This is a genomic window from Streptomyces sp. NPDC104371 (assembly GCF_055583785.1).
In genome coordinates this window covers 561,551-583,632 of record NZ_JBVJNF010000004.1, presented here as the reverse complement: position 1 = coordinate 583,632, position 22,082 = coordinate 561,551, and the positions used below count along the sequence as shown (strand labels likewise).

The 22,082-nt window shown below is 70.0% G+C and carries 24 protein-coding genes; 8 read left to right on the top strand and 16 right to left on the bottom strand.

All coding sequences use genetic code 11. The features are described from left to right. The first annotated feature begins 189 nt into the window (after positions 1-189). The 5 genes from ACZ60T_RS16745 to thpD all read left to right on the top strand — a co-directional run bounded on the left by ACZ60T_RS16745 (position 190) and on the right by thpD (position 4,339). Positions 190-720, top strand: a complete 531-nt coding sequence (locus ACZ60T_RS16745) for a DinB family protein (RefSeq protein WP_469666505.1) — start codon at positions 190-192, stop codon at positions 718-720. Positions 721-1,048: 328 nt separating this feature from the next. After that, complete coding sequence (ectA, locus tag ACZ60T_RS16740) at positions 1,049-1,606, top strand: diaminobutyrate acetyltransferase (protein WP_469666504.1); 558 nt, start codon at positions 1,049-1,051, stop codon at positions 1,604-1,606. 90 nt (positions 1,607-1,696) lie between these two features. Then, positions 1,697-2,968, top strand: coding sequence for a diaminobutyrate--2-oxoglutarate transaminase (gene ectB, locus ACZ60T_RS16735; protein WP_365620722.1), 1,272 nt, complete (start codon positions 1,697-1,699; stop codon positions 2,966-2,968). 83 nt (positions 2,969-3,051) lie between these two features. Then, a complete protein-coding gene (locus ACZ60T_RS16730) occupies positions 3,052-3,450 on the top strand; it encodes an ectoine synthase (RefSeq protein ID WP_469666503.1) in 399 nt (132 codons plus the stop codon). A gap of 7 nt (positions 3,451-3,457) precedes the next feature. Continuing rightward, a complete protein-coding gene (thpD, locus tag ACZ60T_RS16725; RefSeq protein WP_469666502.1) occupies positions 3,458-4,339 on the top strand; it encodes an ectoine hydroxylase in 882 nt (293 codons plus the stop codon). Between the two features lie 70 nt (positions 4,340-4,409). Here thpD and ACZ60T_RS16720 read toward each other — a convergent pair whose 3' ends face one another. The 3 genes from ACZ60T_RS16720 to ACZ60T_RS16710 form a co-directional block, all read right to left on the bottom strand. After that, positions 4,410-5,459: an aminotransferase class V-fold PLP-dependent enzyme gene (locus tag ACZ60T_RS16720; protein WP_469666501.1), complete on the bottom strand. Its 1,050-nt coding sequence runs from the start codon at positions 5,457-5,459 to the stop codon at positions 4,410-4,412. A gap of 111 nt (positions 5,460-5,570) precedes the next feature. Continuing rightward, positions 5,571-6,290 (bottom strand): DsbA family oxidoreductase, encoded by a 720-nt coding sequence (locus ACZ60T_RS16715; RefSeq protein ID WP_469666499.1) that lies wholly within the window; start codon positions 6,288-6,290, stop codon positions 5,571-5,573. A gap of 170 nt (positions 6,291-6,460) precedes the next feature. Continuing rightward, positions 6,461-7,255 (bottom strand): HAD family acid phosphatase, encoded by a 795-nt coding sequence (locus ACZ60T_RS16710; RefSeq protein ID WP_365620707.1) that lies wholly within the window; start codon positions 7,253-7,255, stop codon positions 6,461-6,463. Positions 7,256-7,464: 209 nt separating this feature from the next. Between ACZ60T_RS16710 and ACZ60T_RS16705 the strand changes: the two genes are divergently transcribed. Beyond that, entirely contained in the window at positions 7,465-8,688 is a 1,224-nt protein-coding gene (locus tag ACZ60T_RS16705) for an MFS transporter (protein WP_469666498.1), read from the top strand. A gap of 15 nt (positions 8,689-8,703) precedes the next feature. Continuing rightward, entirely contained in the window at positions 8,704-9,891 is a 1,188-nt protein-coding gene (locus tag ACZ60T_RS16700; protein ID WP_469666593.1) for a TerD family protein, read from the top strand. A 92-nt stretch (positions 9,892-9,983) separates the two neighbouring features. On the opposite strand, the gene ACZ60T_RS16695 is transcribed toward ACZ60T_RS16700, so the two are convergent. Next, positions 9,984-11,411 (bottom strand): hypothetical protein, encoded by a 1,428-nt coding sequence (locus ACZ60T_RS16695; RefSeq protein ID WP_469666497.1) that lies wholly within the window; start codon positions 11,409-11,411, stop codon positions 9,984-9,986. A 288-nt stretch (positions 11,412-11,699) separates the two neighbouring features. Between ACZ60T_RS16695 and dapA the strand changes: the two genes are divergently transcribed. Next, on the top strand, positions 11,700-12,608 hold the full coding sequence (gene dapA, locus ACZ60T_RS16690; RefSeq protein WP_469666496.1) for a 4-hydroxy-tetrahydrodipicolinate synthase: 909 nt from the start codon (positions 11,700-11,702) through the stop codon (positions 12,606-12,608). Positions 12,609-12,627: 19 nt separating this feature from the next. Here dapA and ACZ60T_RS16685 read toward each other — a convergent pair whose 3' ends face one another. The 12 genes from ACZ60T_RS16685 to ACZ60T_RS16630 all read right to left on the bottom strand — a co-directional run bounded on the left by ACZ60T_RS16685 (position 12,628) and on the right by ACZ60T_RS16630 (position 22,039). After that, on the bottom strand, positions 12,628-13,149 hold the full coding sequence (locus ACZ60T_RS16685) for a hypothetical protein (RefSeq protein ID WP_469666495.1): 522 nt from the start codon (positions 13,147-13,149) through the stop codon (positions 12,628-12,630). A 201-nt stretch (positions 13,150-13,350) separates the two neighbouring features. Continuing rightward, positions 13,351-14,352: a 2,3,4,5-tetrahydropyridine-2,6-dicarboxylate N-succinyltransferase gene (gene dapD, locus ACZ60T_RS16680; RefSeq protein WP_469666494.1), complete on the bottom strand. Its 1,002-nt coding sequence runs from the start codon at positions 14,350-14,352 to the stop codon at positions 13,351-13,353. 48 nt (positions 14,353-14,400) lie between these two features. Beyond that, positions 14,401-14,949 carry a TetR/AcrR family transcriptional regulator gene (locus ACZ60T_RS16675; RefSeq protein WP_365620689.1) on the bottom strand — a complete coding sequence of 183 codons (549 nt, stop codon included), beginning with the start codon at positions 14,947-14,949 and terminating at the stop codon, positions 14,401-14,403. Further along, complete coding sequence (locus ACZ60T_RS16670; RefSeq protein ID WP_365620686.1) at positions 14,949-15,269, bottom strand: DMT family transporter; 321 nt, start codon at positions 15,267-15,269, stop codon at positions 14,949-14,951. The genes ACZ60T_RS16675 and ACZ60T_RS16670 overlap by 1 nt, the downstream gene beginning before the upstream one ends. 119 nt (positions 15,270-15,388) lie before the next feature. Further along, positions 15,389-15,724 carry a metal-sulfur cluster assembly factor gene (locus ACZ60T_RS16665; protein ID WP_365620683.1) on the bottom strand — a complete coding sequence of 112 codons (336 nt, stop codon included), beginning with the start codon at positions 15,722-15,724 and terminating at the stop codon, positions 15,389-15,391. Next, positions 15,721-16,188 carry a Fe-S cluster assembly sulfur transfer protein SufU gene (gene sufU / locus ACZ60T_RS16660; protein WP_365620680.1) on the bottom strand — a complete coding sequence of 156 codons (468 nt, stop codon included), beginning with the start codon at positions 16,186-16,188 and terminating at the stop codon, positions 15,721-15,723. Before sufU ends, ACZ60T_RS16665 begins: the two co-directional genes overlap by 4 nt. Before the next feature lie 11 nt (positions 16,189-16,199). Then, positions 16,200-17,456 (bottom strand): cysteine desulfurase, encoded by a 1,257-nt coding sequence (locus ACZ60T_RS16655; protein WP_469666492.1) that lies wholly within the window; start codon positions 17,454-17,456, stop codon positions 16,200-16,202. Then, the gene (gene sufC / locus ACZ60T_RS16650; protein WP_365620674.1) at positions 17,453-18,217 is read right to left on the bottom strand and encodes a Fe-S cluster assembly ATPase SufC; all 765 of its coding nucleotides are present in this window, start codon (positions 18,215-18,217) and stop codon (positions 17,453-17,455) included. The genes ACZ60T_RS16655 and sufC overlap by 4 nt, the downstream gene beginning before the upstream one ends. A 6-nt stretch (positions 18,218-18,223) precedes the next feature. After that, a complete protein-coding gene (locus ACZ60T_RS16645; RefSeq protein ID WP_252421802.1) occupies positions 18,224-18,550 on the bottom strand; it encodes a bifunctional 3-phenylpropionate/cinnamic acid dioxygenase ferredoxin subunit in 327 nt (108 codons plus the stop codon). Next, positions 18,547-19,737 carry a Fe-S cluster assembly protein SufD gene (gene sufD / locus ACZ60T_RS16640; protein ID WP_469666490.1) on the bottom strand — a complete coding sequence of 397 codons (1,191 nt, stop codon included), beginning with the start codon at positions 19,735-19,737 and terminating at the stop codon, positions 18,547-18,549. Before sufD ends, ACZ60T_RS16645 begins: the two co-directional genes overlap by 4 nt. 101 nt (positions 19,738-19,838) lie before the next feature. Next, on the bottom strand, positions 19,839-21,260 hold the full coding sequence (sufB, locus tag ACZ60T_RS16635) for a Fe-S cluster assembly protein SufB (RefSeq protein ID WP_365620666.1): 1,422 nt from the start codon (positions 21,258-21,260) through the stop codon (positions 19,839-19,841). Beyond that, positions 21,257-22,039, bottom strand: a complete 783-nt coding sequence (locus ACZ60T_RS16630; RefSeq protein WP_469666488.1) for a helix-turn-helix transcriptional regulator — start codon at positions 22,037-22,039, stop codon at positions 21,257-21,259. Before ACZ60T_RS16630 ends, sufB begins: the two co-directional genes overlap by 4 nt. Positions 22,040-22,082 lie beyond the last annotated feature (43 nt).

Genomic DNA, 22,082 nt, shown 5'->3' with positions numbered 1-22,082 from the left:
CCTGGGAACCCCTGCGGTACACGGGGGCGGGACCAACGGGCCCTCGCCCCCGGAAAACCCTGCGGTGCACGGGAGTTCGCGGCGCGGACGCTCGCCGGGCGGAACCTCGCCGCCCCGCAGCCCGCCGCAGGTGAGTTCGCCGCGCGCTGAACTCGCATGCCCGGCGCCTCCGGATGCCATGCTCGGCCCATGAGTACCCCCACGCCCATGACGCTTCCCGACGGCCGTCGATTCCCCCTGCTGACCGGTGGTGAGCGGCCCATGCTCGAGAGTTGGCTCGACTTTCAGCGGGCCACGCTGGAGTTGAAGTGTGCGGGGCTCGACGACGCCCAGCTTCGGTGCGCTTCGGCCGAGCCCTCGACGTTGAGCCTGCTGGGGCTCCTCCAGCACCTCACCGAGGTCGAACGCAACTGGTTCCAGCGGGCGTTCGGGGACACCAGGATGCCCCCGGTGTTCGAGGAGCAGACGGGCTACCGGCTCAGCCCGGAGCGCGGGATCGAGGAGACGCTCGCCGTGTGGCGGCGTGAGATCGCCCGGGGGCGCGAGGTCTGCGCGGACCGCTCGCTCGACGACGTGGGGCGGATCCCCGACCACAACCCCTGGGCCGGGACGGAGGTCAGCCTCCGCTGGGTGTACGTGCACATGATCGAGGAGTACGCCCGCCACAACGGCCACGCGGACATCGTGCGGGAACGCATCGACGGAGCGACCGGCGTCTGAAATCGGCATTACCCGGCGAGCCCCTTTCCCGTAATTCTCGAATTCCCTTCAGCGTAGCTCCCCGCATTCTTCTGCCCGCTTTCCCGTGCCCTAAACACAGAGATTTCAGACGCTCCGAACAGCGTTATCCGGGCAGCCGCCACACCCGCCCCCAAGGTGTGACCGATACCACAGCACGCCCTGATTGCCGGTTATCTACCGGACAAATCACCATCAATCCCCGGGCTCTCGCGTGGCCGTACGCGCCCGCGTGATAACACACGACCCCTTTGCCCGTAACCCCGCCCGACGATGCGATCTCGCATTTACCTCGGTAAATTCCATTCACATGACCGCCGCACAAGCAGACCTGCAAGCGGAATTCCTGGAATTGCCGGGGGACGTACGGATCGACCGTCCGGAGGTATCGGACGGGGCCGCGCTCTGGCGCCTCGCCAAGGACTCCGAAGCCCTCGACCTCAACTCCTCCTACAGCTATCTGCTGTGGTGCCGTGACTTCGCCGGCACCTCGGCGGTGGCACGGACCGGCGACGGGCGACCCGTCGGATTCGTCACCGCGTATCTGCGGCCCGACCGCCCCCACACCCTGCTGGTGTGGCAGGTCGCGGTCGACGCGGCCCACCGCGGCCACGGGCTCGCGGCGCGCATGCTCGACGCGCTCATGGCACGGGTGGGGTCCGAGCACGGGGTGACCGGGATGGAGACGACGATCACCCCCGGCAACACCGCCTCCGAACGGCTCTTCACCTCCTTCGCCACCCGGCACGGCGCACGGCTGGAGCGCGATGTCCTGTTCGAGGCGCGCCAGTTCCCCGACGGACCCCACGACCCCGAGGTCCTCTACCGCATAGGCCTGCCCGCGGCCACCGCCGCCGCGACCGCCTAGCCCCGCGGGCCCGACCCCCGCCCCGCCCCATCCCACGCCCCCCGTCCCACGCACTCCGTACCTCCCCCACATACCGAGGAGCGTTTCCGCGTGACCATCACCCAGCCAGACCTCAGCGTCTTCGAGACCCTGGAGTCGGAGGTGCGCAGCTACTGCCGCGGCTGGCCCACCGTCTTCGACCATGCGCGGGGCAGCCGCATGTACGACGAGGACGGGCACGAGTACCTCGACTTCTTCGCCGGCGCCGGATCACTCAACTACGGCCACAACAACCCCGTACTGAAACGGGCGTTGATCGACTACCTGGAGCGGGACGGCGTCACCCACGGGCTCGACATGTCCACCGTCGCCAAGCGCTCGTTCCTGCGCGCCTTCAAGGAACTGGTCCTGGCCCCGCGCGAGTTGCCGTACAAGGTCATGTTCCCGGGCCCCACCGGCACCAACGCCGTCGAGTCCGCCCTCAAGCTGGCCCGCAAGGTGAAGGGCCGCGAGTCCATCGTGTCCTTCACCAACGCCTTCCACGGGATGTCCCTCGGGTCCCTCGCCGTCACCGGCAACGCCTTCAAGCGCGCGGGCGCCGGGATCCCGCTCGTCCATGGGACCCCCATGCCCTTCGACCAGTACCTCGACGGCGCGGTCCCGGACTTCCTGTGGTTCGAGCGGCTGTTGGAGGATCAGGGGTCCGGGCTGAACCGGCCCGCCGCCGTCATCGTGGAGACCGTCCAGGGCGAGGGCGGCATCAACGTCGCCCGGCCCGAGTGGCTGCGCTCCCTCGCCGACCTGTGCGCACGGCGCGACATGCTGCTGATCGTCGACGACATCCAGATGGGCTGCGGCCGGACCGGCGCGTTCTTCTCCTTCGAGGAGGCGGGGATCGTGCCGGACATCGTCACCGTGTCCAAGTCCATCAGCGGCTACGGACTGCCCATGTCGCTGTGCCTGTTCAAGCCGGAGCTGGACCTCTGGGAGCCGGGCGAGCACAACGGCACCTTCCGCGGCAACAACCCCGCGTTCGTCACGGCCACCGCCGCGCTGGAGACCTACTGGAGCGACGGGTCGGCCATGGAGAAGCAGACCCGGGCGCGCGGTGAGCAGGTCGAGCAGGAGCTGATCTCGATCACCGAGGAGAACCTCGCCGACGTCAGGGAGTACCGCGGGCGCGGGCTGGTCTGGGGCCTGGAGTTCCACGACCGGACGCGGGCCGAGCGGGTCGCGCGGCGCGCCTTCGACCTCGGGCTGCTGATCGAGACCTCGGGCCCGGAGAGCGAGGTCGTCAAGCTGCTCCCGGCCCTGACCATCACCCCCGACGAGCTGGACGAGGGCCTCGCCGTCCTCGCCCGCGCCGTCCGCGAGACCGCCTGACGCACCGTCAAGGAGCGGCAGGCAGCACCGAACAGGACAAGAACCGAGCAGGACAAGTACCGAGTAGGAGGCGTCGCAGCACCGTGATCGTCCGTTCGTTCAAGGAGATCGAAGGCACCGACCGGCATGTGAAGGCCGCGTCCGGCACCTGGGAGAGCAAGCGCATCGTCCTCGCCAAGGAGAAGGTCGGCTTCTCCCTGCACGAGACGATCCTGTACGCGGGCACGGAGACGACGATGTGGTACGCGAACCACATCGAGGCCGTCGTCTGCGTCGAGGGTGAGGCCGAACTCACCGACCACGAGACCGGGAAGACATACACGATCACCCCGGGGACCATGTACCTCCTCAACGGCCACGAGCGGCACACACTGCGGGTCGCGCGGGACTTCCGCTGTCTGTGCGTCTTCAACCCGCCCGTGACCGGACGGGAGGACCACGACGAGCGGGGCGTCTACCCCCTGCTCACCGAGGAGGTGTGAGCGCGCCGTGACCGCCGATCTGTACCCCACCCGCGGCACCGCCGAGGTGTCCGTCCCGCGCCAGGACCCGGTGGTCTGGGGCGCGCCGGGCACCCCGGGGCCGTTCTCCGTCGCCGACCTCCAGGCGTACGAACGCGACGGCTTCTTCGGTGTCGACGCACTGCTCACGGATGACGAAGTCGCCCACTACCACCGGGAGTTGCAGCGACTCGTCACCGACCCGGCGGTGCGCGCGGACGAGCGGGCGGTGCTGGAGCCGAGGTCGAAGGACATCCGGTCCGTCTTCGAAGTGCACCGGATCAGCGAGGTGTTCGCGGAGCTGGTGCGCGACGAGCGCGTGGCCGGCCGGGCGCGGCAGATCCTCGGCTCGGACGTGTACGTCCACCAGTCGCGGATCAACGTCAAGCCCGGCTTCGGGGCCAGTGGCTTCTACTGGCACTCCGACTTCGAGACCTGGCACGCCGAGGACGGCCTGCCGCACATGCGGACGGTGTCCGTCTCGATCGCGCTGACCGAGAACCACGAAACCAACGGCAGCCTCATGATCATGCCGGGTTCGCACCGGACGTTCCTGGGGTGTGCCGGGGCCACACCGAAGGACAACTACAAGAGGTCGCTGCGGATGCAGGACGCGGGTACGCCGTCGGACGCGGCCCTGACCGCGGTGGCGAGCAGCCACGGCGTCAACTTGTTCACGGGCAGGGCGGGTTCGGCGACCTGGTTCGACTGCAACTGCATGCACGGCTCCGGGGACAACATCACCCCGTTCCCGCGCAGCAACGTCTTCATCGTGTTCAACAGCGTGGAGAACGCGGCGGTGGAACCGTTCGCGGCGCCGGTGCGCAGGCCGGAGTTCATCGGGGCGAGGGACTTCACGCCGGTGCGCTGAGGCGGGCACGCGGTGAGCGGGCCGTCCGTCCCTGACGGGGACCGGCGGCCCGCTCGGCTGTGCGCACGGCTCAGTTGGCCAGGACGTCAAGGAGCCGGTCGACGTCCGTCGGGGTGTTGTAGAGGTGGAAGGCGACCCGCAGGTTGCCCGCGCGGTCCGAGACCTCGACGCCCGCCTGACTCAACTCGCCCTGCCGATGCCCCAGTCCGGGGACGGAGACGATCGGGGAGCCCGGGGCGGGTACCGGTGCGACCTCCAGGGTGCGCAGCCCGTCCCGGAAGCGGTCGGCGAGGGCGAGGTCATGCGCGCGGACCCGCTCCACGCCGAGGTGCTCCAGCAGTTCGAGGGAGCGGCGGGCGCCCGCGTACGCGAAGGGGGCGGGGCTCTCGTCGAACCGGCGGGCGGATTGGGCGAGTTCGGTGATCGGCCCGTAGCAACTGTCCCAGGGTTCCGCACCGGCCACCCAGCCCGCGAAGAGCGGCGTGAGGGATCCGAGGTCGTCCGGGACCACCAGGAAGGTCACACCGCGCGGGCACAGCAGCCACTTGAAGGCGACGGCGGAGACGTAGTCGTACGCGCCCGCGTCGAACTCCAGCCATCCGGCGGCCTGGGACGCGTCCACATACGTCCGGGCGCCGTGCTCGCGGGCGGACGCGCGCAGCGCGGTCAGGTCGGCGACACGGCCGTCGGCGGACTGCGCCGCGCTGACCGCGACGAGCGCCGTACCGGGCCGTACGGACTCGGCGATCCGCTCCAGCGGGACCGTACGGACCGTGAGGTCGCCGCGTACATGGAAGGGGTTCACCAGGGAGCTGAAGTCGCCCTCGGCGGTGAGCACTTCGGCGCCCTTGGGCAGCGAGGCGGCGATCAGCCCGGTGTAGACGGCGACCGAGGCCCCCGCCGCCACCCGCCGGACGGGAACCCCCGCCAGCCGGGCGAAGGAGGCGCGGGCGGCCTCGACGTCGGTGGACATGTCGGTGGGCTGCCCGGCGGCGGCCGACTCCAGCGCGCCCCGCATGCTCTCCACGGTGCGCGCCGGAAGCAGCCCGGTGCTCGCGGTGTTCAGATAGGTGTTCTTCGGAGCGAACTCGGCCTGGACGAGGGTCTCGAAGGTCTCCATGGGTCCACTCTGCGACCCACCGAGCCCAAAGTCCATCACCTACTGCTACACCATTCCCCCAAGAGACGCTTATACGTCCAGCGCAGCAGCGCCTACGGCCCTACGGCAGCGCTACGACACGGCACACCCGTCCGGGCCGCACGCGTCCGCGTCTCCCGGCTCGACCGACTCGACCGACTTCGCCGCCGACCGCTCGTCCCAGGCCCGCGTCAGCGCCTGGGTGAAGACCTCCGCGGGCTGAGCGCCGGAGACACCGTAGGCGCGGTCGAGGACGAAGAACGGCACGCCGTTCGCACCCAGCTCAGCGGCCTCACGCTCATCGGCGCGCACGGCGTCGGCGTACGCGGCGGGGTCGGCGAGGACCCCGCGGACCTCCTCGGCGTCGAGCCCGGCCTCGACGGCCAGTTCCACCAGCCGCTCCTCGCCCTCGGCGAAGACGGACCGCTCCTCGGCGAAGTTCGCCCGGTAGAAGATCCCGATCAGCTCGTCCTGCCTGCCCCGCTCCTTGGCGAGGTGCAGCAGGCGGTGCAGGTCGAAGGTGTTGCCGTGGTCGCGGCCCGTGCTGCGGTACCGAAGCCCCTCGGCGGCGGCCTGCGCGCCCAGGTTGTCCTCCCCGGCCTGGGCCTGCGCCTCGCTCATCCCGTACTTCCTGGTGAGCATGGCGAGCACCGGCTCCACGTCGCCCTTGGCACGGGACGGGTCCAGCTCGAAGGAGCGGTGCACCACCTCGACCTCGTCACGGTGCGGGAAGGCCCGAAGCGCCTTCTCGAAGCGGGCCTTGCCGACGTAGCACCAGGGGCAGGCGATATCGCTCCAGATCTCGACGCGCATGTCTTCGGCTTCTCTCCGGTTCGTACGGTGGTGCGGGGGTTTCCGCCGCGACCTGTGGAAACGTTCGGGCGAACGGTTTCATTCCGCGGGGTTCCCGCCCGAGCGGCCGTTGTCAGGAGCGAGGCCGGGGCCGCGGGCCGACCGCCGGGTCGGCCCGCGGTGCGGTCGGGTCAGCCGACGAAGTACGTCGGGTTCGGGAGCTTGTAGCGCTTGTCGGCGTGGCCGCCGTCGAGGTCGGAGTACTGGTCGCCGAAGTTGGCGATGATGTTGTACCCGAGGGACTCGATGTGCGCGCGGGTACCCGACTTGTACTCCACGGTCGTGCACTTCCACGTGCCCGGCGTGGCGCAGGACTTCAGGTAGGCCGGCGGGTTGGCGGCGTCCTTGAGGAAGATGTGCGCGGCGTCGAGGTTGACGTCCGCGCCGACCTTCTTCAGGTTCTCGACCGCGGAGGCGCGCTGCGACTCGTTCAGGCCGGAGTTGTAGAAGACCTCGACGCCCTTGGCCTTGGCGTAGTTGATCAGGTCCGGGGTGCCGGGGACGGCCGGGCGGTCGGCCTTGGCCACGTAGTCGGCCCAGGTGGCCGAGTTGTAGGTGTAGTTGGTCCTCTTCTCGTAGTCGAGGCTGAGCAGCAGGGTGTCGTCGATGTCGAAGACGACCGCGGGCTTCTGCCCCTTGTGCTGCGCCTTGCGGGACGCCTGGTCGATGTACTTCTTGGCGTCCGCCTCGATACCGGTGAGGTCCTTGACGTACTGGCTGTTCGCGGACGGCTGGTACACGCCGTCGCTGTCGAGCGTGGTGCCGTAGTAGGTGTCGATGTCCTGGACCAGGACGCCGATGTTGTAAGGCTCCTTGGTCGAGTTCGCCGTCGACTGACCGGCGGTGGCGGCACCCGCGCCGTACAGGGCGGCACCGGCCACGGCACAGGCGGCGGCGAGGGACACGAGACGAAGTGGCTTCTGCATGACTGGATTTCTACGCGCGTCACCCCCACGCACGCGAGCCCTGTTGCCCGATCGATATCTCCGGACCGGGGATTCACAGGCTCGTTCACCCGTACGTACGGGGCCGTTCACGACGGTGACGGCGACTCAGCCGACGCGCCGTCACCGACCCGACTTCTAGGGCATCTTCCCGATCCGCGCCCCGGGGCCTCAGCACCACGCTTTCGGCCATGACGATGACGAGGACATGGACCGGTGCGCGTGTGCTGCGCGACCGCAACGCGGGGCTCTATCTGGGCGGGGTGGTGGTCTCCGGCTTCGGCACCTCGGCGATGTGGCTGGCGGCCGGGGTGTGGGTCAAGGACCTCACGGGCTCGAACGGCCTGGCCGCCCTGTGTCTGCTCGCCATGTGGGCGCCGTCCCTGCTCGGCCCCGCCCTCGGCACCCTCGCCGACCGCACCCGCCGCAAGCCGCTGCTGATCTGGACGAACCTGGCCCTGGCGGCCGTCCTGCTCGCCCTCTTCGCCGTCGACTCCCCGGGCCGGGTGTGGCTCGTGTACGCGGTGCTGTTCCTGTACGGCGCGGCGGGCATCGTGCACGACGCGGCCGAGTCGGCGCTGGTCGCCGCCGCCGTCGACAGCTCCCTGCTCGGCGACTTCAACGGGCTGCGGATGACGGCCACCGAGGGCATGAAGCTCGTGGCGCCGCTGGCGGGGGCGGGGGTGTACGCGGTCTACGGCGGCCCGGCCGTGGCGCTCCTGGACGCGGTCACGTTCGTCCTGGCCACCGGCCTGTACGCGGCGCTGCGTGTCCGCGAGAGCCGCCCGGAGCCGCCGACCGCGGGCTGGCGCGCGCAGACGGCCGAGGGCGCCCGCTACCTGTGGGCGCACCCCCGGCTGCGGCCCCTGGTGCTGGCGGGCGGCATCACGATGCTCTGCGCGGGCGTCAACGGCGCGCTGGTCTACGCCGTCGTCGACGGGCTCGGGCACGCCCCCTCGTACGCCGGTGTGCTCGCCGCCGTCCAGGGCCTCGGCTCGGTGGCGGTGGGGCTGGCCTCGGGCGCCGCGCTGCGCCGCCTCGGCGCACGCCGCTTCGCGGCCTTGGGCATCGCCGTGGTGGCCGCCGGGGTGGCGCTGCGGGCGATCCCGTCCGACCCGGTGGCGCTGGTGTGCAGCGCGGCGATCGGAGTGGGCCTGCCCTGCGCCCTGATCGCGGTGTTCACCACGGTGCAGCGCGAGACGCCCGGCCCTCTGCTGGGCCGTACGGCCGCCACGGCGAGCACGCTGGTCTTCGCGCCGAACGCGGTCGGGCTCGCGCTGGGCGCGGGGTCGGTCGATCCGCTCGGCCACCGGGTGGTGCTCGTGGTGCTGGGACTGCTTCTGCCCTGGGCCGCGCTCCCGCTGCGTCAACGCCCGGCTTGGGTAAGGGAACGGCAAAGGGGTGTCGCTCGTTGACCCGGCATGACCGCTATGACCCCCGGCTCGAACATCCCTCTCGCCGTCGCCCGCGTGACGGTGGACGTCGCCGCCCCGGTACGGCTCGACGTGTCGGGCCTGCTGCTCACCGCCGACGGCAAGGTGCGCTCGGACGACGACTTCATCTTCTACAACCAACCGTCAGGACCGGGGGTGACCTACCGCTCGGGCGGCGGCACCGCCCCCGACGCGATCACCGTCGACACGGCCGCCCTGCCCCCGGACATCGAGAAGATCGTCGTCACGGCGAGCCCTGACGCCGCGGGCCAGACCTTCCAGGGCATCGAGCCGACGGCCACGATCCGCAGCGCGGACGACCACGGCGTGCTGGCCACGTTCACCCCGCCCCGGCTCGGCCCGGAGACGGCCCTGGTGGTCGTGGAGATCTACCGGCGCAACGGCCAGTGGAAGGCCCGCGCCGTCGGCCAGGGGTATGCCGACGGACTGGCGGGCATCGCCACGGACTTCGGCGTCACGGTGGAGGAACCCACCCCCGCGCCGCAGCCGATGGCGCCCCCGCCGGCCGTGCCGCAGATGCCGGTGACCGCTCCCCCGCCGCCGTCCGCCCCGCCCACGGTCGGTACCGGCACCGGCTCCGGCGCCGGGAAGATCAACCTCGACAAGGGCCGGGTCAGCCTCCAGAAGAACCAGACGGTGTCCCTCGTCAAGGGCGGCCGGCCGCTGCTCTCCCAGGTGCGCATGGGCCTCGGCTGGGAGCCTGCGTTCCGCGGCAAGGACATCGACCTGGACGCCTCCGTCATCGCGTACGGCCCGCAGCGCAACCACATCGACAGTTGCTACTTCGGCAAGCTGTCGATCCTGAACGGCGCGATCAAGCACTCCGGCGACAACCTCACGGGCGAGGGCGGCGGTGACGACGAGGTGATCGTGGTCGACCTCGGCCGCGTGCCGCAGGACGTCACGGGCCTGGTCTTCACCGTGAACTCGTTCTCCGGACAGAAGTTCACGGAGGTCGCCAAGGCCTACTGCCGCCTGGTCGACGCCGCCTCCGACGAGGAGCTCGTCCGCTTCGACCTCACGCGGACCGAGCCCCAGACCGGCGTGATGATGGCCAAGCTCATCCGCACGTTCACCGGCGAGTGGGAGATGACGGCCATGGGCGACTACCTCAAGGCCCGTACGGTACGGAACATGGTGAAGCCCGCGTCGCAGGCGCTGTGACCGGCCGTCCGCGGTAACCCGCCATCATCGAGCGTCGACGCGAAGGGGCCCGCACCATCGTCGTGGTGCGGGCCCTTTCAGCGGTCGGTCGCTCAACTCCCGTGCTGGGAGCGCGCCTTGAACGCGGCCTTCCGGGCCGCCTTCGCCACCTTCTTGTCGGGGTGCAGCCGCCCCATCGCCTCCAGGACCTCCGCGGTGGCCGGGTGGTCCACCCGCCAGGCCGTCGCGAAGAAGCCGCTGTGCTGGGCCGCCAACCCCTCGACCAGGGCCTGTAGTTCCTCGGAGTTGCCCTCGGCGGCCAGTTGCGCGGCCACCGTGTCGACGGTCAGCCAGAAGACCATCGCCTCGGAGGGCGCGGGCACGTCCGCCGCGCCGTTCTCGGTGAGCCAGACCCGCGCGAGACCGCCCAACTCCTGGTCGTCCAGCACCTCGCGCAGCGCGGGCTCGGCCTCCGCGCCGACCAGCGAGAGCGCCTGCTGACAGCGCAGCCGACGCAGCGGCGCGCCCAGGTCCGACCCGCGGGCCGCCGCGAGCAACTCCCGGGCCGCGGCGAGCGGTTCGCGCCGCGCCAGCCACTGCTCCGTCTCCGCCTGCGCCGCGGCGGCCGGGAAGACGGACGTGCTGTCGAGCAGCGCGTCCGCGCCCTTGTCCGCCAGCTCGCCGACCATCGGCGCGCTCACTCCGGCCTCCTCCAGCCGGGTCCGCACCCCGTACAGCCCGAGCGGGGTCAGCCGCACCATCCCGTACCGGCTGACATCGGTGTCGTCCACGGGGGCCGCGGGCTCCTCGTCGATGTCGGCCATCAGCGCCTCGTCCACCGGCTGGAAGTCCACGAGCCCGGTCGGCTCCAGCAGCCGGAACTGGTCGTCGAGACGCATCATGGCGTCCGACACCTGCTCCAGGACGTCGTCGGTGGGCTCGCCCATGTCGTCGGGCACGATCATCGACGCGGCGAGGACGGGCAGCGGCACCGGACCGTCGCCGGGGCCGTCCTCGCTGACGGTCAGCAGATAGAGGTTGGCGAGGACGCCGTCGAGGAACTCGGCCTCCGCCTCCAGGTCCCAGTCGAGGGAGGAGAGGTCGATCTCCCCGTCCTCGTCCACGGCGTCGACCAGGTCGTCGAGGTCGGGCACGCTCGCGTCGGCGAGCACGGTCTCCAGCGCGCCGAGCCACACGCCGAGCACCTCGCCGGGGCTGCCGCTGGTCAGCAACGCGAGGTCGGCGCCCTGGGCGACCGTCCCCTCCTCCTCGTCGACGACCTCGACGAGTCCGGTGTCGATGGCGACGCGCCAGGCCTCGGCGGTCCAGGCGGCGGCGTCCTCGCCGCTCAGCCCGAGCGTCTCGGCCGCGGCGGGCACCTGCTCCTCCACCAGTTCACCCCCGGCGTCGACACGGGTGTCCGGACCGGCCCAGCGGGCGAGCAGGGCGGCGCGGGAGAGCAGCGGTGCGGCAAGCGCGTCCCGCGCGAGCTCCGCTTCGGAGCGCAGCCGAACCGGCGGCAAGGGCGAGCTGTCTGACATCTGCGGGATCTCCTCGGGCCATACGGAGTCACGGGGGCGGCGCCCCGAAGCACACAGGTCAGCCTAGACGGATTTCCGCCCATGCCGCCCGGTTCCCCTCCAGAACCGGCGCCGCAGCGGCCGTGGCGTTGGCAACAGGCCTGACCGCAGCGGCGGTTGACGCCCGCGGCGACGGCGGGATCGCGTCGATCCGGCTTGACCCGGCGCACCCTCGATTCAGCGTTGCTGATCAATACTGTGCAGAAGATGTAAGTAGCGCTTCACGGTCGCGTTGCCGAGACTACTGCCATGACGACACCGGCCCTTCCCGCCCCTCCCTTCGGTCGCGCCCTGTGCGCGATGATCACGCCCTTCACCGACGCGGGCGCCCTCGACCTGGACGGAGCGCAGTCGCTCGCCGACCGGCTGATCACCCACGGCTGCGACGGCCTCGTGCTCTCGGGGACCACGGGCGAGTCACCGACCACGTCCGACGCCGAGAAGTCCGCGCTGGTGCGGGCGGTGCGCGAGGCGGTCGACGGGCGGGCGTCGATCGTGGCGGGGGTCGGCACGTCGGACACCCTGCACACCGTGGAGCTGGCGCGGGCGGCGGAGAAGGCGGGCGCGGACGGCCTGCTGGTGGTAACTCCGTACTACAGCCGCCCCCCGCAGGACGCGGTGGAGGCCCACTTCCGCGAGGTCGCGGACGCCTCCGGGCTGCCGGTCATGCTGTACGACATCCCGGGCCGCACCGGCACCCGGATCGAACCCGACACGATGATCCGGCTCGCCGGACATCCCCGGATCGTGGCGGTCAAGGACTGCGCGTACGACCTGCTCGGCAGCCAGAAGGTGCTGGGGCGCACCGAGTTGGCGTACTACGCGGGCTGCGACGAGCAGGTGCTCGCGCTGTACGCGGTCGGCGGCACCGGATATGTGAGCACGGTCGCCAATGTCATGCCTCACTGGTTCCGCGCGATCCTGGACGCGTTCGACGCGGGCAGGACGGCCGAGGCCGCCCGGCTTCAGCAACGCGTCGTACGGCTGGTCGAGTTGATGATGGCCTCCGGTCTGCCCGGCACGGTCACCGCGAAGGCCCTGCTCGACGGACTCGGCCTGCCCTCGGGCCCGGTCCGCGCGCCGCTGCGCCCCGCGGACCCGGAGACGGTCGACGCGCTGCTGGACGAGTACGAGCGGCTGATGTACACGAGCGACTGAGCGCCGACGAGGCAGTGGGCTAAGCGTCTTGCCTGACGAGGACGTAGGTGCTGCGTGAGTCCGGGTCGCCGAAGAAGAAGTAGAGCCTGAGCGCGTCCTCGTCGTCGCGCTCCAGCTCGAAGGTCCACGTATAGGTCCTGGGCGGCGGAGGAGCGTCCGCCGCGTCGGACGTCTCCCCGGGCTCCGGCTCGCGCGTCGCCACCCCGGTGCGTGCGGTGAGGGACAGCCGGACATGCTGGCCGTCGTTCCACCCGGCCCGCTGATCGGTCAGCTTCCAGCGCCCCTTGCCCGACAGCCGCCACCGGTGATCGAAGTCGAACTCCTGTCCGTCCAGGAGACGGATGTCAGCCGTTCCGTCGGGCCGCAGGACGACGGTCGTCCGGTCGTAGCAGAGCCAGGTCCCCGGCACCTCCGACCGCTTCGCGTCGTACAGCGCGGGCACGGAGTCGTACATGTGCGGATTGCATCCCACGAGCGCGAGCAGACAGGCGACGAACATCGCACGCTGCACTCTGACCAGGCCTGATGTGTAGAGCGGCACGCTTTCCCTCCCCGAAGAAGCAGCACCGAAGCGACCGCGACACGGCCACTCGTCCACCCTGGCCGGTCATCCTTCCAGCATTTCTGAACATGTTCAAATGTTGAGCCGGGGGCGTGCGAGGACTGGATACGCACGAGCGCCCTCCCGGGCCGCCAGGGGCCGCGGAAGGGCGCTCGTGAGGGAAGTGCGCTCAGCCGGTGGTCAGTTGTGGCTGTGCAGGATCTCGTTCAGACCGTCCCACACCGCGTTGTTCGGACGGGCCTCGACCGCGCCCGTCACGGAGTTGCGGCGGAAGAGGATGTTCGAGGCGCCGGACAGCTCACGGGCCTTGACGATCTCACCGTCGGGCATGGTGACCCGCGTACCGGCGGTGACGTACAGGCCCGCCTCCACGACGCACTCGTCGCCCAGGGCGATGCCCACACCCGCCTCGGCGCCGATCAGGCAGCGCTCGCCGATGGAGATGACCACGTTGCCGCCGCCCGAGAGCGTGCCCATGGTGGAGGCGCCACCGCCGATGTCCGAGCCGTCGCCGACGACGACGCCCGCGGAGATACGGCCCTCGACCATGGAGGAGCCGAGCGTGCCCGCGTTGAAGTTGACGAAGCCCTCGTGCATGACCGTGGTGCCCTCGGCCAGGTGCGCGCCGAGGCGCACCCGGTCGGCGTCGGCGATACGGACGCCCTTGGGGGCGACGTAGTCCGTCATGCGCGGGAACTTGTCGATCGAGGTCACCTGGAGGTGCATGCCCTCGGCGCGGGCGTTGAGCCGTACCGTCTCGACGGTGTCCACGGCGACCGGGCCGAGCGAGGTCCAGGCGACGTTGGCCAGGAAGCCGAACATGCCGTCCAGGTTCTGGCCGTGCGGCTTGACCAGGCGGTGCGAGAGCAGGTGGAGGCGCAGGTACACGTCGTGCGCGTCCAGCGGCTTCTCCTCCAGCGAGGCGATGACCGTACGGACCGCGATCACCTCGACGCCCCGGCGGGCGTCCCTGCCGACGGCCTTCGCGGCGCCGGAACCGAGCAGCTCCACGGCGCGCGCGGCGGACAGCCGCTCGGTGCCGGAGGGACCAGGGCCCTCGGCACTCGCCGTGACGAGTTCGGGCGCGGGGAACCAGGTGTCGAGAACGGTGCCGTCGGCGGCGAGCGTGGCGAGGCCGGCGGCCACGGCACCGGTGGTGCGGGGAGCAGTCGTGTCGGTCATAGGGGAAACCTAACGTGGCGCGGGGCGTGCGGCGAAACCACGCCCAGGTCAGGGGGCACTGCCCAGGACGCGCCCGAGCATCTCGCGCGCGTACGCCTCGTCGTACGGCGCCCCGGTCAGCAGTACTTGCAGACAGATGCCGTCCATCAGCGCGAGCAGGGCGCGCGCGGTGACCGGGTCGGTCCGCCGGGCCAGCCGCTCGGCGGTCTCCTCGGTCCACTCGGCGGCGACGGGGCGCAGGGCGGGGCGCCGCAGGGCCGCGAGATACAGCTCGTACTCCAGCTCGACGCCGGTGTGGTCGCCGCCCAGCCAGGTGCCGAGCACGCGGGCGAGCCCTTCCGCGAGGTCGCCGCCGCCCGTGCCGTCCAGCAGGCCGCTGTCGGTGAGGACCCGGCCGAAGCCCTCGTTGGCCTGCCGCAACGCGGCGACCAGCAGTTCGTCGAGGGTCGTGAAGTGGTAGGTGGTGGAGCCGAGCGGTACGTCGGCCTCGACGGCGACGGAGCGGTGGCTCAGCCCGGCGATGCCCTTGCGGCCGACCACCCGGATCGCGGCGTCGATGATCCGCTGCCGTCGCTCGGGGTCGTAGCGCCGTGACATCAGTGCGCGCCTCCCAGGTTGAGGACCACCACGCCGACGACGATCAGCGTGAGTCCGACGATCTTCGCAAAGCTCATGCCCTCTCCGAAGAGCACCAGTCCGATCCCGGCCACGGCGGCCGTGCCGATCCCCGACCAGATCGCATAGGCCGTGCCGATCGACAGCGTCTTCAGGGTCTGCGCGAGCAGCAGGAACGCGAGGACATAGCCGAGCAGGGTGACCAGCGAGGGCCACGGCCTGCTGAATCCCTCGCTGTACTTCATGGCGGTCGTGGCGACGACTTCGGAGGCTATGGCCCCGGCGAGGAAGGCGAATCCCATGTGTACGAGTGTACGCATCGTTGTGTACGCCCGTACACAACGGCTGGCCTGCGACGATGAACGACGAGGACCCCCGGCGCACTGCCGGGGGTCCTCGCACGATCGTGGCGGTCGACGTCTCAGACGTTGAACCCCAGCGCCCGAAGCTGCTCGCGGCCCTCGTCCGTGATCTTGTCGGGGCCCCACGGCGGCATCCAGACCCAGTTGATGCGCAACTCGCCGACCAGACCGTCCGTGGCGGACTTGGCCTGGTCCTCGATGACATCCGTCAGCGGGCAGGCCGCCGAGGTCAGAGTCATGTCGACGGTGGCGATGTTCGCCTCCGCGTCGACGTGGATGCCGTAGATGAGGCCGAGGTTGACGACGTCGATGCCCAGCTCGGGGTCGACGACGTCCATCAGGGCCTCGCGGAGCTCCTCCTCCGAGACCGGCTTCATCTCCACGGTGTCGCTCATGCCGTCTTCCTTTCGGCGTCGGCTCCGCCCAGCACCTGGGCCGTCGCGTCCTTCCACGCCATCCAGCTCAGGAGGGCGCACTTCACCCGCGCCGGGTACTTGGAGACCCCCGCGAACGCCACCGCGTCCTCCAGGATCTCCTCCATCTCGTCGTCGGGCTCGACCCGGCCCCGGGACTGCATCAGCTCCAGGAAGGTCTCCTGGATCCGCTGCGCCTCGGCCAGGTCCTTGCCGACGAGGAGATCGTTCAGTACGGACGCCGAGGCCTGGCTGATGGAGCAGCCCTGGCCCTCGTAGGAGACGTCCTTGATCGTCGTTCCGTCGTACTTCACGCGAAGGGTGATCTCGTCGCCGCACGTCGGGTTCACATGGTGCACCTCGGCGTCGCCGTCCCGAAGACCACGCCCGTGCGGGTTCTTGTAGTGGTCCAGGATGACGTCCTGGTACATGGAGTCCAGCTTCACGCCTCAGCCCCTCATCCGAAGAAGTTCCGTACGTGCTCCAGGCCGTCGACCAGGGCGTCGATCTCGGCGGGCGTGGAGTACAGATAGAACGACGCTCGGGTGGTCGCAGGAATTCCGTAGCGCAGGCAGACGGGGCGGGCGCAGTGGTGGCCGACCCGGACGGCGATGCCCTGCTCGTCGAGGACCTGGCCCACGTCGTGCGGGTGGATGTCGCCCAGCGTGAAGGAGATCGCCGCGCCCCGGTCCTCGGCCGTGGCCGGACCGATGATCCGCAGGTCGGGGACCTCCAGCAGCCGCTTCACCGCGTACTCGGTGAGCGCGTGCTCATGCGCGAGGACGCGGTCCATGCCGATGGAGTTCAGATAGTCGATCGCCGCGCCGAGACCGACCGCCTGGGCGATCGGCGGCGTGCCCGCCTCGAACTTGTGGGGCGCGGGGGCGTAGGTCGAGGAGTGCATCGACACCGTCTCGATCATCTCGCCACCGCCGAGGAACGGAGGCAGGTCCTCGAGCAGCTCCTGGCGGCCCCACAGCACGCCGATACCCGTCGGGCCGCACATCTTGTGGCCGGTGAAGGCCACGAAGTCGGCCTGGAGGGCCTGGACGTCCAGCGGCATGTGCGGCGCGGCCTGCGAGGCGTCGACGCACACCAGCGCGCCGACCTCCTGCGCCCGGCGCACGATCGCCTCGACGGGGTTCACCGTGCCCAGGATGTTGGACACCAGCACGAAGGAGACGATCTTCGTCTTCTCCGTGATGACCTCGTCGATGTTCGACAGGTCGAGGCGGCCGTCGTCCGTGAGACCGAACCACTTCAGCTTCGCGCCCGTGCGCTGCGCGAGCAACTGCCACGGCACGATGTTGGAGTGGTGCTCCATCTCCGTGATGACGATCTCGGTGTCGCGGTCCACCCGGTAGGGCTCGTCGGCCCAACCGAGCATGTTCGCCACGAGGTTGAGCGATTCGGAGGCGTTCTTGGTGAAGACCACCTCGTCGCGGCTCGGCGCGTTGATGAACGCGGCGACCTTGTCGCGCGCGCCCTCGTACAGCGCCGTGGCCTCCTCGGCGAGCACATGCACACCGCGGTGGACATTGGCGTTGTGCTCTTCGTAGTACTCGGAGAGAACATCGAGCACCTGGCGCGGCGTCTGCGAGGTCGCCGCGTTGTCCAGGTACACCAGCTTCTTCCCGTCGTGGACCTGCCGGTCCAGGATGGGGAAGTCCTTGCGGATCGCCTCGGTGTCGAGGAGGCCCGGCAACTGTGTCACGCGGACGCGCCCCCCTTCACGTAAGCCTCGTAGCCCTCGTTCTCCAGCTTGTCCGCGAGCTCCGGACCGCCGGACTCGACGATGCGGCCACCGGCGAACACATGGACGTAGTCGGGCTTGATGTAGCGCAGGATGCGCGTGTAGTGCGTGATCAGCAGCGTGCCGACCTCGCCGGACTCGCGGACGCGGTTGACGCCCTCGGAGACGATGCGCAGCGCGTCGACGTCCAGACCGGAGTCCGTCTCGTCCAGGATCGCGACCTTCGGCTTGAGCAGTTCGAGCTGGAGGATCTCGTGGCGCTTCTTCTCACCGCCGGAGAAGCCCTCGTTCACGTTGCGCTCGGCGAAGGAGGGGTCCATGTGGAGGCGCTCCATGGCCCCCTTGACCTCCTTGACCCAGGTACGCAGCTTCGGCGCCTCGCCGCGGACGGCGGTGGCGGAGGTGCGCAGGAAGTTGGAGACGGAGACACCGGGGACCTCGACCGGGTACTGCATGGCGAGGAACAGGCCCGCGCGGGCGCGCTCGTCGACGGACATCGCGAGGACGTCCTCGCCGTCGAGCAGCACGGTGCCGCTGGTGATCGTGTACTTCGGGTGACCCGCGAGCGAGTAGGCGAGCGTCGACTTGCCGGAGCCGTTGGGGCCCATGATGGCGTGCGTCTCGCCCTGCTTCACGGTGAGGTCGACGCCCTTGAGGATCTCCTTCGTGGCGTTGTCGGCCTCGACGGTGACGTGCAGGTCTCGGATTTCAAGCGTTGCCATGGGGCCTCAGGACTCCTGGGTGAGGGAGACGAGCACATCGTCCCCTTCGATCTTTACGGGGTATACGGGGACGGGGCGCGTCGCGGGAAGGCCGGACGGCTTGCCGGTGCGGAGGTCGAAGCTGGAGCCGTGCAGCCAGCACTCGATCTGACAGTCCTCCACCTCGCCCTCGGAGAGCGAGACGTTCGCGTGGGAGCAGATGTCGTAGATGGCGAACACCTCTCCCTCGGTCCGCACGATCGAGACCGGCGTGCCGTCGAGTTCCACCCGCTTCGGGGTGCCCTCCTCCAGCTCGCTCAGTCCGCAGACGCGTACGAAGGTCGAGTCCGTCATGCGACCGACGCCTCCAGCTCCTCTTCGATCCTGGCGATCAGGCGCTCCTCGATGTCCTGGACGCCGATCTGCTGGACCAGCTCGGCGAAGAAGCCGCGGACCACCAGTCGGCGGGCCTCGTGCTCCGGGATGCCGCGGGCCATCAGGTAGAAGAGCTGCTCGTCGTCGAAGCGGCCGGTCGCGGAGGCGTGGCCGGCGCCGACGATCTCGCCGGTCTCGATCTCCAGGTTGGGGACCGAGTCGACGCGCGCGCCGTCCGTGAGGACGAGGTTGCGGTTCATCTCGTAGGTGTCGGTGCCCTCGGCCTTGGCCTCGATGAGCACGTCACCGATCCACACGGCGTGCGCGTCGTCGCCCTGGAGCGCGCCCTTGTAGGCGACGTTCGACTTGCAGTGCGGGGTGTTGTGGTCGACGAAGAGGCGGTGCTCCTGGTGCTGGCCCTGGTCGGTGAAGTACAGGCCGTACAGCTCGGCCTCGCCGCCGGTGGCGGCGTACTCCACGCGGGGGTAGAGCCGGACCAGGTCGCCGCCGAAGGTCACGACGACCGACTTGAAGTGGGCGTCCCGGCCGATACGGGCGTTGTGCTGGCCCGCGTGCACGGCCTTCGCGGCCCAGTCCTGGACCGAGACGACGGTCAGCTTGGCGCCGTCGCCCACGACGAAGTCGACGTTCGCGGCGAAGACCGCGTCACCGGTGTGGTCGAGGACGACGACCGCCTCGGCGAAGGCGCCCAGCTCGATCACCTGGTGGCCGTAGGCGACCCCGCCCTCGCCGTGCACCGCGATACGGACCGGTTCGGTGAGGACGGTCTCCTTGGGGACGGTCACGACCGAGGCCGTCTCGAAGGCCGAGTAGGCCTGGGCGGCGACGCGGTCCACGGGGACGCCCGCCTTGCCGAGCCGTGCGTCGTCGCGGCCGACGGTCTCCACGAGGACGCCCTCGGGGGCCTCGACGGTGATCTTCACGCCCGTGCCGTTGGCGACGGCGGTGCCGTCGTGCAGACCGCGCAGCCGCTCCAGCGGCGTGAAGCGCCACTCCTCCTCGCGGCCGTGGGGCACGGGGAAGTCCGCGACGTCGAAGGACGGCGGCGCGCTCATACGGGTCGCGACGGTCGACTCGGCCGCCACCGCGATCTGGCCGGCGGTGGTGGAGCCCACCGGGACCGGGTTCTTCTGAGCCTCAGCCATGGCTGTCGTTGTGCTCTCTTCCTACGTCAGTTGTGATCTTCGGCCCGCCCCGTACGGGCGGGCCATGCCGCGGCGGCCATTGCCGCCAGGAAGGGGGCCGGTCAGCCGACCGCGCCCTCCATCTGCAGCTCGATCAGCCGGTTCAGCTCGAGGGCGTACTCCATGGGCAGCTCCTTGGCGATCGGCTCGACGAAGCCGCGCACGATCATCGCCATCGCCTCGAACTCGCTCAGACCGCGGCTCATCAGGTAGAAGAGCTGGTCCTCGGAGACCTTGGAGACGGTCGCCTCGTGGCCCATGGACACGTCGTCCTCGCGGACGTCGACGTACGGGTAGGTGTCGGACCGCGAGATCGTGTCGACCAGCAGCGCGTCACAGAGCACGTTGGACTTGGAGCCCGGGGCGCCCTCGCCGATCTCGACCAGGCCGCGGTACGAGGTGCGGCCACCGCCGCGCGCCACCGACTTGGAGACGATGTTGGACGAGGTGTTGGGCGCCATGTGGACCATCTTGGAACCGGCGTCCTGGTGCTGGCCCTCGCCCGCGAAGGCGATGGACAGGGTCTCGCCCCTGGCGTGCTCGCCCATCAGGTAGACGGCGGGGTACTTCATCGTCACCTTGGAGCCGATGTTGCCGTCGATCCACTCCATGGTCGCGCCCTCGTAGGCGACGGCGCGCTTGGTGACCAGGTTGTAGACGTTGTTCGACCAGTTCTGGATGGTCGTGTAACGGCAGCGGGCGTTCTTCTTGACGATGATCTCGACGACCGCGGAGTGCAGCGAGTCCGACTTGTAGATCGGGGCCGTACAGCCCTCGACGTAGTGCACATAGGCACCCTCGTCTACGATGATCAGGGTCCGCTCGAACTGGCCCATGTTCTCCGTGTTGATCCGGAAGTAGGCCTGGAGCGGGATCTCCACGTGCACGCCCGGCGGCACGTAGATGAAGGAGCCACCGGACCACACGGCGGTGTTCAGCGAGGCGAACTTGTTGTCACCGGCGGGGATGACCGTCCCGAAGTACTCCTTGAAGAGCTCCGGGTGCTCCTTCAGCGCGGTGTCGGTGTCCAGGAAGATGACGCCCTGCTCCTCCAGGTCCTCGCGGATCTGGTGGTAGACGACCTCGGACTCGTACTGCGCGGCGACACCGGCCACGAGGCGCTGCTTCTCCGCCTCCGGGATGCCGAGCTTGTCGTACGTGTTCTTGATGTCCTCGGGCAGGTCCTCCCAGGACTCCGCCTGCTTCTCCGTGGAGCGCACGAAGTACTTGATGTTGTCGAAGTCGATGCCCGACAGGTCCGAGCCCCAGTTGGGGAGCGGCTTCTTCTCGAAGAGCTTCAGGCCCTTCAGACGCAGCTTGGTCATCCACTCCGGCTCGGACTTCTTCCCCGAGATGTCGCGGACGACGTCCTCATTCAGACCGCGCTTCGCCGCGGCTCCGGCCTCGTCGGAGTCGGCCCAGCCGTATTCGTAGTTGCCCAGACCCTCGAGTTCGGGGTGGGCAGTCTCCGTGGGGAGAGTCATGCGGGGTTCCTCCCGGCCGTGCTGGCAGATGCGTTGTGAGTGGTCTTCTTGGGGTGCTTGGCGTGCTTGGCGTTCTCGGCGCTGTGCGGCGCCTTGGGGATGAACGTCGTACAGACGCCGTCGCCGTGCGCGATCGTCGCGAGTCGCTGGACGTGCGTGCCGAGCAGTTCGGAGAAGACCTCCGTCTCGACCTCGCAGAGCTGCGGGAACTCCTCCGCGACATGGACGACCGGGCAGTGGTGCTGACAGAGCTGCTCGCCGACCGGTGCGCTGCGCGCCGTAGCAGCGTACCCGTCCACGCTCAAGGCCTTGGCCAGCGCTTCGGTGCGTTCCTCGGGGGCGGCTTCCTCCATCGCCCGGCGGTACGCGGTCGCCTGCTCGGCGAGCCGGGCACGCGCGAAGGCGACGACGGCCTCGTCCCCGCCGCACTGCTGCTGGATCCAGCGCAGGGCGTCCGCGGCCAGCTTGTCGTAGGACTGGTCGAAGGCGTCGCGGCCGCAGTCGGTGAGCGCGAAGACCTTGGCGGGACGACCACGCGTCCGCGCCCCGTAGACACGCTGCTCACGGGCTTCCACGACGTCGTCGGCGACCAGTGCGTCCAGATGCCGCCGTACGGCCGCCTGAGTGAGGCCCAACCGCCCGGCCAGCTCGGCGACGGTCGACGGCCCGTGATCCAGGATGGATCGCGCGACGCGGTTGCGCGTGGAGCGCTCACCGGTCGCGAACTCCTCCTGCGGGGGCCCCACGGGGGTCTCCCGAGCCTCGCCGACGTTTTTCACAACGCCATTGTTGCGTAATTCCGCGGACCCTGACAAGCGCCGT

Bases quoted from the DNA above. Each gene is read 5' to 3' on its own strand.
- ACZ60T_RS16745 (WP_469666505.1), top strand. From the start codon at position 190: ATGAGTACCCCCACGCCCATGACGCTTCCCGACGGCCGTCGATTCCCC.
- ectA (WP_469666504.1), top strand. From the start codon at position 1,049: ATGACCGCCGCACAAGCAGACCTGCAAGCGGAATTCCTGGAATTGCCG.
- ACZ60T_RS16720 (WP_469666501.1), bottom strand. From the start codon at position 5,459: ATGGAGACCTTCGAGACCCTCGTCCAGGCCGAGTTCGCTCCGAAGAAC.
- ACZ60T_RS16715 (WP_469666499.1), bottom strand. From the start codon at position 6,290: ATGCGCGTCGAGATCTGGAGCGATATCGCCTGCCCCTGGTGCTACGTC.
- ACZ60T_RS16710 (WP_365620707.1), bottom strand. From the start codon at position 7,255: ATGCAGAAGCCACTTCGTCTCGTGTCCCTCGCCGCCGCCTGTGCCGTG.
- ACZ60T_RS16705 (WP_469666498.1), top strand. From the start codon at position 7,465: ATGACGATGACGAGGACATGGACCGGTGCGCGTGTGCTGCGCGACCGC.
- ACZ60T_RS16700 (WP_469666593.1), top strand. From the start codon at position 8,704: ATGACCCCCGGCTCGAACATCCCTCTCGCCGTCGCCCGCGTGACGGTG.
- ACZ60T_RS16695 (WP_469666497.1), bottom strand. From the start codon at position 11,411: ATGTCAGACAGCTCGCCCTTGCCGCCGGTTCGGCTGCGCTCCGAAGCG.
- dapA (WP_469666496.1), top strand. From the start codon at position 11,700: ATGACGACACCGGCCCTTCCCGCCCCTCCCTTCGGTCGCGCCCTGTGC.
- dapD (WP_469666494.1), bottom strand. From the start codon at position 14,352: ATGACCGACACGACTGCTCCCCGCACCACCGGTGCCGTGGCCGCCGGC.
- ACZ60T_RS16675 (WP_365620689.1), bottom strand. From the start codon at position 14,949: ATGTCACGGCGCTACGACCCCGAGCGACGGCAGCGGATCATCGACGCC.
- ACZ60T_RS16670 (WP_365620686.1), bottom strand. From the start codon at position 15,269: ATGGGATTCGCCTTCCTCGCCGGGGCCATAGCCTCCGAAGTCGTCGCC.
- ACZ60T_RS16665 (WP_365620683.1), bottom strand. From the start codon at position 15,724: ATGAGCGACACCGTGGAGATGAAGCCGGTCTCGGAGGAGGAGCTCCGC.
- sufC (WP_365620674.1), bottom strand. From the start codon at position 18,217: ATGGCAACGCTTGAAATCCGAGACCTGCACGTCACCGTCGAGGCCGAC.
- ACZ60T_RS16645 (WP_252421802.1), bottom strand. From the start codon at position 18,550: ATGACGGACTCGACCTTCGTACGCGTCTGCGGACTGAGCGAGCTGGAG.
- sufD (WP_469666490.1), bottom strand. From the start codon at position 19,737: ATGGCTGAGGCTCAGAAGAACCCGGTCCCGGTGGGCTCCACCACCGCC.
- sufB (WP_365620666.1), bottom strand. From the start codon at position 21,260: ATGACTCTCCCCACGGAGACTGCCCACCCCGAACTCGAGGGTCTGGGC.